The sequence below is a fragment of the Microbulbifer agarilyticus genome, assembly GCF_001999945.1.
Classification (GTDB): domain Bacteria; phylum Pseudomonadota; class Gammaproteobacteria; order Pseudomonadales; family Cellvibrionaceae; genus Microbulbifer; species Microbulbifer agarilyticus_A.
The window spans coordinates 3777501-3789210 of sequence record NZ_CP019650.1; the positions used below are offsets into that span (position 1 = coordinate 3777501).

Annotated in this window: 12 protein-coding genes (1 of these 12 running past the window's edge); 7 read left to right on the forward strand and 5 right to left on the reverse strand. The window is 60.4% G+C overall.

From position 1 onward, the window contains the following. Positions 1 to 145, reverse strand: partial view of a tyrosine--tRNA ligase gene (gene tyrS / locus Mag101_RS15615; RefSeq protein WP_077407121.1) — the start only. 1163 nt of this gene lie to the left of the window's left edge; 145 of the gene's 1308 nt are visible here — the first part of the coding sequence; its start codon is at positions 143 to 145; the stop codon falls past the left edge of the window. Between the two features lie 365 nt (positions 146 to 510). Here tyrS and Mag101_RS15620 point away from each other — a divergent pair, with 365 nt between their 5' ends. Then, a complete protein-coding gene (locus Mag101_RS15620) occupies positions 511 to 1881 on the forward strand; it encodes a peptidoglycan DD-metalloendopeptidase family protein (protein ID WP_077407124.1) in 1371 nt (456 codons plus the stop codon). Continuing rightward, positions 1882 to 3006: an anhydro-N-acetylmuramic acid kinase gene (locus Mag101_RS15625; protein WP_077407127.1), complete on the forward strand. Its 1125-nt coding sequence runs from the start codon at positions 1882 to 1884 to the stop codon at positions 3004 to 3006. It abuts the gene before it with no gap. A gap of 34 nt (positions 3007 to 3040) precedes the next feature. Here Mag101_RS15625 and erpA read toward each other — a convergent pair whose 3' ends face one another. From erpA to argC, 4 genes are all read right to left on the reverse strand, one after another. Next, positions 3041 to 3394 carry an iron-sulfur cluster insertion protein ErpA gene (gene erpA / locus Mag101_RS15630; RefSeq protein ID WP_010132281.1) on the reverse strand — a complete coding sequence of 118 codons (354 nt, stop codon included), beginning with the start codon at positions 3392 to 3394 and terminating at the stop codon, positions 3041 to 3043. Positions 3395 to 3524: 130 nt separating this feature from the next. After that, positions 3525 to 3938 carry a bactofilin family protein gene (locus Mag101_RS15635; RefSeq protein ID WP_232325055.1) on the reverse strand — a complete coding sequence of 138 codons (414 nt, stop codon included), beginning with the start codon at positions 3936 to 3938 and terminating at the stop codon, positions 3525 to 3527. A 94-nt stretch (positions 3939 to 4032) separates the two neighbouring features. After that, positions 4033 to 4776, reverse strand: a complete 744-nt coding sequence (locus Mag101_RS15640; protein ID WP_077407133.1) for a DUF6776 family protein — start codon at positions 4774 to 4776, stop codon at positions 4033 to 4035. Positions 4777 to 4836: 60 nt separating this feature from the next. Next, complete coding sequence (gene argC / locus Mag101_RS15645; protein ID WP_077407136.1) at positions 4837 to 5892, reverse strand: N-acetyl-gamma-glutamyl-phosphate reductase; 1056 nt, start codon at positions 5890 to 5892, stop codon at positions 4837 to 4839. A gap of 124 nt (positions 5893 to 6016) precedes the next feature. Here argC and Mag101_RS15650 point away from each other — a divergent pair, with 124 nt between their 5' ends. From Mag101_RS15650 to hemB, 5 genes are all read left to right on the forward strand, one after another. After that, positions 6017 to 7837 carry a chloride channel protein gene (locus Mag101_RS15650; protein WP_077407139.1) on the forward strand — a complete coding sequence of 607 codons (1821 nt, stop codon included), beginning with the start codon at positions 6017 to 6019 and terminating at the stop codon, positions 7835 to 7837. A 72-nt stretch (positions 7838 to 7909) separates the two neighbouring features. Next, a complete protein-coding gene (gene hemJ, locus Mag101_RS15655; protein ID WP_077407142.1) occupies positions 7910 to 8332 on the forward strand; it encodes a protoporphyrinogen oxidase HemJ in 423 nt (140 codons plus the stop codon). Positions 8333 to 8436: 104 nt separating this feature from the next. Next, entirely contained in the window at positions 8437 to 9228 is a 792-nt protein-coding gene (gene thiD, locus Mag101_RS15660) for a bifunctional hydroxymethylpyrimidine kinase/phosphomethylpyrimidine kinase (protein WP_077407145.1), read from the forward strand. A 138-nt stretch (positions 9229 to 9366) separates the two neighbouring features. Then, the gene (hemL, locus tag Mag101_RS15665; protein WP_077407148.1) at positions 9367 to 10650 is read left to right on the forward strand and encodes a glutamate-1-semialdehyde 2,1-aminomutase; all 1284 of its coding nucleotides are present in this window, start codon (positions 9367 to 9369) and stop codon (positions 10648 to 10650) included. Between the two features lie 12 nt (positions 10651 to 10662). Beyond that, complete coding sequence (gene hemB / locus Mag101_RS15670; protein WP_077407151.1) at positions 10663 to 11676, forward strand: porphobilinogen synthase; 1014 nt, start codon at positions 10663 to 10665, stop codon at positions 11674 to 11676. The last annotated feature ends 34 nt before the right edge of the window (positions 11677 to 11710 follow it).

Consider the following 11710-nt stretch of genomic DNA (forward strand, 5'->3'; position numbering starts at 1 on the left):
GGGAATCCGCCGTGGGATCGAAACCACAATATAGCGTGCGACTCTGCTCTGCCAGATGCAGTTCGAGTTCGCCGTCACCGGTGGCCTGATTGACCAGCCCGCGGCGCGTGAGATCTTCCAGTAGTGTCGCGTCCACTCCGGCCATGGTATCCCCTTGCGGTAAAATCAGATGTCTCAGAAAGCCGCCGAAGAGGGTTCCAGCGGCCAAAAATTGGGCTGCAAATGTACCGAATCCTACGGCAAATACAAGCTTGGGGCGGTTATGCGGCAGGAGGCCACCCGGTACAGCGCAATGGGAAGCCCCATTGACGTGCGGCGGCCTTAATTGAGCCCGTGGAGGAACTGAATCTTGATCAGACAGGTCAATTACCCCGTGAACGACGGCGTAAATTTTGTTATAAAGTCGCCCTGGTGTTCGTTTTTTAGACGATCACAGGCCTGCGGCGCAACGCTTCACGTCTGACCCGAACCCAACAAATACCACTGTCAGCGCTACTTCTATATAGAACCATGCAAAATCGACGCAAAAACGAGCGCCTGATCGGCGCTATGGGCAAGCATTTCCCGCGCACCCACGCCGTTGCCGCCGGCGCGGCGAGTTTCGCCCTCGCCCTCGTCCTCTTTATTTCGCCGCCGGAAGTGGAAGCGAAGCGCACGGCACTGCCGGTGACCCTGAGCCACGCGGAAGTATCGACCGCAGAATCGACGCGGGCGCCCGAAACAGAGACTGCGGAAACCACCAGTGTTATGGAAGGCCTGCGCGTTGTGCAGGAGACGGTGCGCAACGGCGATACCCTGTCCGACCTGTTCCAGCGCGCTGGGGTCAGCAGCTCGGAAATGTACCAGCTGCTATCCAGCGGCAAAGAAGCGAAACAACTGGCCAAACTGGTGCCGGGCGAAGAGCTCACCTTCCAAATTGACGGTGAGGGCAGCTTGCAGACTCTCGAGCTGCACCGGGACCGCCTCAGCAAGGTGGAGTTCAGCCGCGATAACTCCGACGAGTACAAGTACGCCCTGCACACTCGCGAAGCGGAGCGCTATACCGCGTTTCGCCAGGCGGAAATCAACAGCTCCCTGTTTGTGGACGGCACCAAGGCCGGCCTGAGCAACAACCTGATCATGGAGATGGCCGACATCTTCGGCTCGGACATCGACTTCGCACTGGATATTCGCAAAGGCGACAAGTTCAGCGTGGTTTTCGATGAAGAATTCATCGATGGCGAGAAGATTGGCAACGGCGCCATTCAGGCAGTGTCCTTTACCAACCAGGGCAAGACCTTCAGTGCGGTCCGTTACATAGACCGCAATGGCGATGTGAATTACTACACGCCTGATGGCAAGAGCATGCGCAAGGCGTTCATCCGTACCCCGGTAGACATCGGCCGCATCAGCTCCCACTTCAACCCGCGCCGCCTGCACCCGATCTTCAAAACCCGTCGCCCGCACAACGGCACCGACTACGCCGCGCCGCGGGGCACCCCAGTGTATTCCGCTGGTGATGGCCGCGTGGTCAAAGCAGGCTATACCAAGGCCAACGGTAACTACGTGTTTATCCAGCACGGCGAGCGCTATATCACTCGCTACCTGCACCTGCACAAGCGCCATGTGAAGCGCGGCCAGCGAGTCAAGCAGCGTCAGGTGATCGGCACCGTGGGCGCCACCGGCTACGCCACCGGCCCACACCTGCATTACGAATTCCTGGTAGACGGCCGCCACCGCAACCCTGCGACCATCGTGCGCAAGCTGCCCAAGGCGAAGGCCGTGGCCAGCTCGGAAATGGACCGCTTCCTGGCCCAGACGCAACCGCTGCTGGCCCAGCTGCAACGCTTTGAACAGCCCGCTCTTGCCCAAAATAACGAAGAGAAGGACTCCGTAAACTGAATGACGGACCTCTATATTGGCCTGATGTCTGGCACCAGCGTCGACAGTATCGACGCGGTGCTGGTCGAATTTTCTGAATCAAGTTCCCCTACCGGCACTCAATTACACTGCAAAACCCGCGCGGCGATTGGCCACCCCATTTCCACGGAAATGCGCGAAGCCATCCTCGCCCTGTGCGCACCCGGCCCCTCCGAGCTGGATCGTTCCGGACAGCTGGACCGCCAGCTGGGCCAGGAATTTGCCGCCGCCACCCTCGCGGTGTTGCGCCAGGCGGATGTGCAGCCGCAGCAAGTGCGCGCTATTGGCAGTCACGGCCAAACCGTGCGCCACCGCCCGCCGGGCTCTGTATCAACCCCATTTTCCCTGCAGCTCGGTGACCCCAATACCATTGCTGCAGAAACCGGCATCACCACCGTGGCCGATTTTCGTCGCCGGGATATGGCCCTTGGGGGCCAGGGTGCGCCACTGATGCCGGCATTCCACAACGCAGTATTTCGCGCCGACCGCGACCGCGCGGTGGTAAATATTGGCGGTATGGCGAATATCACCGAACTGGCCGCCGATGGCGGTGTGCGCGGCTACGATACCGGCCCGGGCAACGCGCTGCTGGATTACTGGGTCAAGCTGCATCGCGGCAAGGCCTACGATGCCGATGGCGCCTGGGGCGCCAGTGGCAACCCGCACCCGGAATTACTCAACCGATTACTGAACGATCCCTTCTTCGCCGCACCGGCGCCGAAAAGCACCGGGCGCGAGGCGTTTAACCCCAACTGGCTGGAGATGGCGTGCGCCGGGCTGGAATTGACCCCGGTGGATGTGCAGGCAACCCTGGCCGAGGTCACCGCGGCAACCATCGCCAATGGCGTGCACGAGTTTGCCCGTGGCGGTGAGCTGCTGGTGTGCGGGGGTGGCGCACGCAATGGCGACCTGATGGAACGCTTGCGCAGGCGCCTGCCCACCTGGACGGTAGCGCCCACGGATCATTACGGGATCGATGCAGATTGGGTGGAAGGCGCCGGTTTTGCGTGGCTCGCGCGCCAGACCATTTTGGGGCTGAATGGCAATTGCCCGGCAGTGACCGGAGCAACAAAGAAAACCGTACTGGGAGGGATCTTTCCCGCCTGAGTGGCGGGAAGGGACCTGATACGCGGATCAGCGATCAGATAGAGAAGGACGAACCGCAGCCACAGGTGGAAGATGCGTTGGGGTTCTGCACTACAAAGCGCGAGCCAGACAGGCCCTCTTCGTAATCGACACTGGCGCCAACCAGGTACGGATAGCTCATGGCATCCACCAACACCTGGATACCATCTTTTTCCACTACCGCGTCGTCTTCGGCCACCAGCTCATCAAAGGTAAACCCGTACTGGAATCCTGAGCAGCCACCACCGGTGACGAAAACCCGCAGCTTCAGCTCCGGGTTGCCTTCCTCTTCCAGCAACCCCTTCACCTTGGCAACGGCCTGTTCGGTCACCTGGATAGGTTCAGGAGAAAAGGAAACAGCTTCAGACATAGAATTTACTCGACACAGTTTGCAGCCCCAACCCTATGTGGGCGCTCTGACTGGGCGCATTATGAATAAAACCCAGCAAATGGGTCAAGTATTACCCTAATTGCCGGGTTTCACCAGCCGAGTTGGCGGATCAGTCCGCGTCGGTGACCGTTTCGTCGGAGTTGAAGCCAAGCATGCGCGGTTCGCTGGCGGTATCCATTTCTACATTAGATACCAGCGAGCCGTTAACCTGGGCACCTTTTACCATTTCGATCAGTTTGTAGTGCACATTGCCTTCAACCATTGCCTTGGAGGCCAGCTCCAGGTGGCCACTGGCGTGCACATCACCTTTCACATTGCCGTTTACCACGACATTGGGAACGCGGATTTCGCCTTCGATGGTGCCACCGTCGACCACTTGCAGACGCGCATCGCTGTCACTGTGGGCACTGATATTCCCCCGCACGGTACCTTCAACCACCAGGTTGCCGCGAAAGTGCAGGTCGCCGGTTACTTCGGTGTGTTTCGCAATCAGGGTTGTGCTGTTGCCGCCAGTGCTAGCCATAGTTTTCTCTTTCTTTTTCAACATAATTCAACCGAACCTCATGAATTGGATGGAGTCTGGTCGCTCCAAACGTGCCATGTGCGCACTCAGCAAATCAGCTCTGCTGCACCAGCCAGCCATAGCGCTGATCAATATTGAACCCTTTGCGCTTACTGGATTTGAGCGACAGTTCTACACCTTCCGGCACAAAGCCCTCGGGCAACTGCAGCTCTCCCTCGATATTCTGAAAATACTTGAATCGCAGTGGAATGGATTCGCTTTCCACCTGCTGTGACAGGTCCGCCAATGCATAGCGGCGGGCCTCGCCATCCGCCTGTCCAACAATAGTAAAGCGCACGGCTCCGGTCACCACCTGGTGACGGGCGGCAGACTGCTGAACCAGGAGTTTGTACTGATAGCGCCCATCGCCCGCCTCAGAAATGCTGAAGCGACCAATGGAGACACCTTCACTGCCCTCGGCCGGTGCCATGATTCCGCGATAGAAGGCGATTTCCTGGCGCAGTTCGGCGATCTGGTTGTCTTTGCTTACCAGCTCGGAGCGCACCGATTCGCTGGCCTGCTCACCAATGGTCACAGACTGCTCGGCGGTGGTCGCGCGGATGCGCAGGGTTTCGATCTGCGCACGCAGGCGATCCACCTCATCCAGCGCGCGAGCGTGGGCACGAGACTTCTCGTCCAGGCTCTTACTGATCTGGTATTGACCGGCAAAGAAAGCACCGGCACTCGTGGACAGCACCAGCAGACTCACCCCCAGGGCGGAAAACACCCCGTGCAGGATGGGCCGGTGGGGCACCACTTTCATTCGGTACTGCTTGCTGCCTTTAACTTTGCGCGCCATGGGATTGATTCGTGTTGTAGCCGTGTCGTGTATTTTTCTATTGTGCCACTGCTTTCGATTCTAAGGCAGCAGTGCCGGGCTCTCTAGCCCCTGGTTCTCATTTAAGCCAAACATGATGTTCATGTTCTGGATCGCCTGCGCAGATGCCCCCTTGGCCAGGTTGTCGATAGCCGAGAGTACCACCACGGTGTCGCGGCCCTGGGGACGCATTACCGACAGCCGGCACATATTGGTGCCTTTCACGCTGCGGGTCTGCGGATGACTACCCGCCGGCATGACATCCACAAAGGGCTCCGCTGCATAGCGCTGTTCGAACAGCTGCTGCAGCGCCTCCTGTGCACTGGCCGCCGCGGCGGAATCCTTCAGCTTGGCATACAGGGTTGCATGGATGCCGCGCACCATCGGCAACAGGTGCGGTACAAACGTCAGCTCTACCGGGCCACCGGCAGCGCGGCCAAGGCCCTGCTCGATCTCTGGCAGGTGACGATGCCCACCGGCCGCATAAGCGCGAAAAGTATCGTTGTTCTCTGCAAACAACAGGTCTGTTTTGCCCTGGCGACCGGCACCACTGGCGCCACTGGCGGCATTGGCGATGATCCCGGTGGACTCAACCAGCCCGGTCTCCAGCAGCGGCAGCAAACCCAGTTGCACCGACGTCGGATAGCAGCCTGGGCAAGCAATCAGCTGGGCGCCGGCGATCTGATCTCGATTGACCTCGGGCAGGCCGTAAACCGCCTGCGGCACCAGCTCCGGACAACCGTGCGGCTGGCCGTACCAGTCCTCCCAGGTGGCTATATCTTGTATGCGGAAATCCGCAGACAGGTCGATTACCCGCACGCCGCGTGCAATCAGCGCCGGCACCTGCGCCTGGGCAACACCGTGCGGCGTGGCAAAAAACACCACATCGCACGCCGCCAGGGCATCTACGTCTGGCGCGGTAAATTTCAGATCGTAGTGACCACGCAAACTGGGGAAGAGTTCCGCCACCGCGGTGCCCGCCTCGGCGCGGGAGGTAATTGCGCTCACCTCAACCCCGCTGTGGCCAGCCAACAGACGCAGTAGCTCCACGCCGGTATAACCTGTTCCACCTACGATTGCCGCTTTGATGACACTCACGATCTTGCTCCTTTTTACTGCCTGCTGGTCACTGTCCTTTGCGGGGCGCCCTGCTGGCGGGCCAAGTCCCCTGTATACTGAGCCGTGCACTCTACCATAAGCCACTCAGATTAAAGGATTAACCGTGCGGCGCAGAACGCAGTCGAAAACCCCATCTCGCTTCGCATCCGCACTTTCTCGCCTGCGCAGGCCGCAGTTTCTCGACCGCCTGCAACTCGAACTATCCGCACAGCAAGCGCTCTCTACGCTGGTACTACTGGCGCTGGTTATCGGCATCTGCGCAGGATTGGTGATTATCGCATTCCGTCAACTCAGCGAAGGCCCAGCCATCCTGTACCTGCCGAAACTGGAGGACTTCGAGTCCCTCTCGCCGGAGTGGCGCTTCATGCTGCCCGTGGTCGGTGCAATGATTCTCGGGCTGATATTCCACTGGATCGCACCCTCCGGGCGCCCGGTTGGTGTTGTTCACGTGCTCGACCGATTGCACAACCATCAGGGCAAGATGCCCACCAAAAACGCGATTCTGCAGTTCTTTGGCGGCGCACTGGCGCTGCTCAGTGGCCAATCCATTGGCCGCGAAGGCCCTTCCGTTCACCTGGGTGCCGCCACCGGCAGCTGGGTGGCGCAGCGCCTGCGCCTGCCCAATAACGCCCGGCGCACCCTGCTCGCGTGCGGGGTTGCCGCAGCGATTGCCGCATCATTTAACACCCCCCTGGCCGGGGTGATTTTCGCCATGGAAGTAGTGATGCTGGAATACACGGTCGCGGGGTTCCTGCCGGTGATGATCGCGGCGGTGAGCGGCAGCGCGGCCACGCGTCTGGCGTTCGGCCACCAAACCATGTTCAACGTGCCCCCGTCGCAACTGCAGTCACTGGCAGAGCTACCCATTCTGTTTGCGTGCGCGCTGGCAATCGGCGCGCTCGCCTCGCTGTTTATCATCAGCCAGCGCAAACTGGTGCCACTCCAGCAAAAATATTCTCCCCTGCTGCGCTTCACTGTTGCCGGTGCGGCCACCGGGCTACTGGCTATCTGGATTCCCGAGGTACTCGGCACCGGGTACGACACCATGGAGCTGGCCATGCTCGGGCAAATCGGCGTTGTCGCCCTGACCATTATTGTGCTGGCAAAGCTCACCGCCACATCCCTGGCAATCGGACTTGGCATCCCCGGCGGGGTTATTGGCCCCAGCCTGATTCTCGGTGCCTGTATCGGCGGTGCCGCCGGCCATCTGGCCAATATTATGCTGGGTGAGGCCACTGCCAGCCCCGGACTCTATGCGATGGTGGGCATGGCCGCGATGATGGCCGCCATGCTGAATGCGCCGCTGGCGGCATTGCTGGCCATTCTGGAACTGACCTACAACGCCAACGTGCTGTTCCCCGCCATGCTATCCATCGTGGTTGCCTGCCTGGTGAGTCGTCAGCTGTTTTCCACCGATGGGATTTATCAGGAATCGCTGCGCGCCCTCGGCAAAAGCGGCACCCCCAGCTGGCGGGCGCAAATGCTGAGCCGGGTAGGGGTGGCAGGGGCAATGGAGCGAGCCATCGCGGTAGCCCCACAATTGCTGGACCAGGCACAGGCACAACGGCTAATCGACCAGAAACCCGCCTGGCTGCTGGTCGACACCGAAGACAGCGCGGTGGCGCTGCGCACCGCTGACCTGGCGCATTTCCTCCAGCGCCCGCAGAAAGAACCGGAAGACAAAGAGCAAAAGCCCGCACAAGAAGAAAAGATCGATCTGTTGCGCCTGCCCGGCGAGCGCCTGGAAATGGCGCCGCTGAGCTGGCGGGCAACGCTACTCGAAGCACAGCAAACGCTGGAACGGCGCGATGTGGGCGCACTGTATATCGGCCGGGATTACGACCAGGGCAGTTCGGGTGTACGCAACTGCGATGTGGCGGGTATTATCTTGCCCCAGCATATAGAACATTATTACCGCCAGTGAGCCTCGCCATAGGACACTGATCAACAATAAGCCAAAACGGCAACAACAAACCCTGCGGGGTAAGGAGCCTCAATGCTGTGGGTCAAAGCCTTTCATATTATCGCCATGGTGTGCTGGTTTGCCGCGCTGTTTTACCTGCCGCGCCTGTTTGTGTACCACGTGGACGCTACCGACGCGCTGAGTAAAGACCGCTTCAAGATTATGGAGCGCCGCCTGTATCGGGGTATCGCCATCCCCTCCATGCTGGCCACACTGATTTTTGGCATCTGGCTGATTACCTACAACCCCGAGTACTACAAGTCCGCTGGCTGGCTGCACGCCAAAATCACCCTGGTGGTGCTGCTGATCGGCTATCACCACATCTGCGGTAGCTTCGTGAAGAAGTTTGCCGCCGACAACATCACCAAAAGCGGACGCTTTTTCCGCGTATTCAATGAGTTGCCGGTGCTGGCACTGATCGCGATTGTGATTCTCGCGGTAGTAAAACCGTTTTAAGCCGCCACGCGCCCCGCACAGGGGCGCGTGAGCCCTCGTCGCAGCCCTGTCACTACCAGTGACGCAGCTAGAATTAGGAAACCTGCCAAAGATTCCCTAACGCCATGGATACGCAACAACCTGTCGTCCTCACCGTCACCCACCACGATCCCAGCGGCAGCGCCGGTATTGCGGCAGATACGGAAACGGCCGCAAGCCTGGGGTGCCACTGCGCCTCGGTGGTATCGGCGATTACGGTAGGGGACACCAGTGAACTCGCCGGCGTTGCCCCGGTAGACGACAACCTGCTGGTGGAACAGGCCAGGGCGGTTCTCGAAGACATGCCGGTGGCGGCCATCAAAATCGGCTATCTCGGCTCGGTGGAAAATGTGCACGCCATGCACAGCGTGCTCCGCGACTACCCGGATATCCCGCTGATCATCGATCCCGACGCCACTCTGGCCGACAAGGAAAGCCTGCTGGCGCCGCCCCTGTGGCGCGCCATGTGTGATCTGTTACTGCCGCTCGCCACCCTGGTTGCGCCCAATAGACGCGAGGCCCGCGCCATGGCCGGCGAGGCCGACGTCTACGACGCCCAGGCCCAGGAGCTACTGGAAAGCGGCTGTCGCTACCTGCTGCTGACCGGGGTACCGGCGGAAGATCAGCAGCTGGAAAATCGCCTCTACGACGAGCGCGGCCTGATTCGCGAATTCCATTGGAAACGCCTGCAGCCTGCGGCCTATGGTGTGTGTGGGACCCTGACCACGGCGATCGCCTGTCACATAGCCCACGGCTTGAACATGTTGGAGGCGGTGAACCGCAGCCAGCAATTTACCTGGAGCGCCATTGCCGACAGCCGACGCCTCGGCATGGGACGACCGGTACCCAACCGACTGTTCTGGGCCTGCAAAGACTGACCATTCCCCCACCCACTCATAGAACCCTGTTGCGGCACCCTCGCGCAGTTTGCGGTGCACGGCCGGGGCGCGGATAATACGCGCAAATTTTCATCCCGGTGCCCCCGTCACCGCTCCCTACCCGGTATCTGTATTTCTATGAGCAAGTCCGAAACTCTCTTTGCCGAAGCCCAGAAAGTCATCCCCGGCGGCGTTAACTCGCCGGTGCGCGCCTTCCGCGCAGTGGGCGGCACCCCGGTATTTATCGAGCGCGCCGAAGGTGCCTACCTGTATGACGCGGATGAAAAACGCTACATCGACTATGTACAGTCCTGGGGACCGATGGTACTGGGCCACGCCCACCCGGACGTGATCGACGCGGTCGTGGAGCAGGCCCAGTCCGGCTTGAGCTTTGGCGCCCCCACCGAGCTCGAAACAGAGCTGGCGGAAGAGCTGTGCCGTGTATGGCCGAACATGGACCTGGTGCGTTTCGTAAACTCCGGTACCGAAGCCACCATGAGCGCCATCCGCCTGGCGCGCGGCTACACCGGCCGCGACAAGATCGTGAAGTTCGAGGGCTGCTACCACGGCCACTCCGATTCCCTGCTGGTAAAAGCCGGCTCCGGCGCGCTGACCATGGGCGTACCGTCCTCCCCGGGCGTGCCCGCATCACTGGCAGACCACACCATCACCCTCACCTACAACGATATTGAGGGCGTGAAAAAGTGCTTCGCCGAAATTGGCGATCAGATCGCGTGCATTATCGTGGAGCCGGTTGCCGGCAACATGAACTGTATCCCGCCGATTCCCGGCTTCCTGGAAACCCTGCGTGAAGTGTGTGACCAGTCCGGTGCAGTGCTGATTCTCGACGAAGTAATGACCGGTTTCCGGGTTAGCCTGACCGGCGCCCAGGGACACTTCGACATCGACGCGGACATCACCACCCTGGGCAAGGTCATTGGCGGCGGTATGCCGGTGGGCGCCTTCGGCGGCAAGCGCGAAATCATGGAACAGATTGCACCACTCGGCCCGGTGTACCAGGCCGGCACCCTGTCCGGAAACCCCATGGCCATGGTGGCGGGACTGGAAACCCTGCAGCTGATTCAAGAGCCAAACCTCTACGACGAACTGACAGCCAAGACCGACCGCCTGGTGGAAGGCGTGCTGGATGCGGCCAAGGCGGCGGACATTCCGCTGACCGCCAATAAAGTTGGCAGCATGTTCGGTTTCTTCTTTACCGACGCCGACCAGGTCACCAACTACCAGCAGGTAATGGCGTGCGACACCGACCGCTTCAACCGCTTCTTCCACGGCATGCTGGAAGAAGGTGTGTACCTGGCACCGGCATCCTATGAAGCCGGCTTCATGTCTGCGGCGCACTCCGACGAAGATATCGAAGCCACCATCGACGCGGCGAAAAATGTCTTCGCCAAACTGAAATAAGCGAGCGCTGCCATGAGCTTCACCTCCCACCGCGGACAGTTCCCGCACAGCCGCCCGCGCCGCCTGCGCGCCAGCGAGTTTTCCCGCCGTCTGGTGCGAGAAAACCGCCTTAGCAGTGACGACCTGATCCTACCGCTGTTCGTAATCGAAGGCCGCGACGAGACCCAGCAAGTGGCCTCCATGCCCGGCGTGGAACGGCTGAGTGTCGACCTGCTCACCGCCAAGGCCAAACAATTGGTGCAGCTCGGTATCCCGGCGGTGGCACTGTTCCCGGTGGTAGACCCGTCGGCGAAATCCGACGATGCGCGTGCCGCTTACGACAAAGACGGGCTGGCCCAGCGCGCGGTGCGCGCACTCAAGGACGCCGCGCCGGAACTGGGCGTGATTACCGACGTGGCACTGGACCCGTTTACCAGCCACGGTCAGGACGGCTTGATGAACGATGCGGGCTATATCGTTAACGACGACACCGTGGAAGTACTGGTGCAGCAGGCCCTGTCCCACGCAGAGGCCGGCGCCGATGTGGTGGCACCGTCCGACATGATGGACGGGCGTATCGGCGCTGTGCGCGCCGCGCTGGAACGGGATGGCCACGCCAACACACAAATCATGTCCTACGCCGCCAAGTATGCGTCCAGCTATTACGGACCGTTTCGCGATGCGGTGGGCTCCGCCGGCAACCTGAAGGGCGCCAACAAGTTCAGCTACCAGATGGATCCGGCTAACGGTGATGAAGCACTACACGAGTGCGCACTTGATCTGGCGGAAGGTGCCGACATGATTATGGTCAAGCCCGGCATGCCGTATCTGGACGTGGTGCGACGGGTGAAGGACGAACTGAAGGTACCAACCTTTGCCTATCAGGTCAGCGGTGAATACGCCATGCATTGCGCGGCGTTCGAAAATGGCTGGCTAAACCGCGATGCAGTCATTCTGGAATCGCTGCTCGCGTTCAAACGCGCCGGCGCCGACGGCGTACTCACGTATTTTGCGGAAGAAGCCGCCCAGTTATTGCAAGCTCAGTAACTCCGTTCAGCACATAAAAAGGGCCGGATATTCC

Bases quoted from the DNA above. Each gene is read 5' to 3' on its own strand.
- hemB (WP_077407151.1), top strand. From the start codon at position 10,663: ATGAGCTTCACCTCCCACCGCGGACAGTTCCCGCACAGCCGCCCGCGC.
- Mag101_RS15640 (WP_077407133.1), bottom strand. From the start codon at position 4,776: ATGGCGCGCAAAGTTAAAGGCAGCAAGCAGTACCGAATGAAAGTGGTG.
- hemJ (WP_077407142.1), top strand. From the start codon at position 7,910: ATGCTGTGGGTCAAAGCCTTTCATATTATCGCCATGGTGTGCTGGTTT.
- hemL (WP_077407148.1), top strand. From the start codon at position 9,367: ATGAGCAAGTCCGAAACTCTCTTTGCCGAAGCCCAGAAAGTCATCCCC.
- Mag101_RS15635 (WP_232325055.1), bottom strand. From the start codon at position 3,938: ATGGCTAGCACTGGCGGCAACAGCACAACCCTGATTGCGAAACACACC.
- Mag101_RS15625 (WP_077407127.1), top strand. From the start codon at position 1,882: ATGACGGACCTCTATATTGGCCTGATGTCTGGCACCAGCGTCGACAGT.
- Mag101_RS15620 (WP_077407124.1), top strand. From the start codon at position 511: ATGCAAAATCGACGCAAAAACGAGCGCCTGATCGGCGCTATGGGCAAG.
- thiD (WP_077407145.1), top strand. From the start codon at position 8,437: ATGGATACGCAACAACCTGTCGTCCTCACCGTCACCCACCACGATCCC.
- erpA (WP_010132281.1), bottom strand. From the start codon at position 3,394: ATGTCTGAAGCTGTTTCCTTTTCTCCTGAACCTATCCAGGTGACCGAA.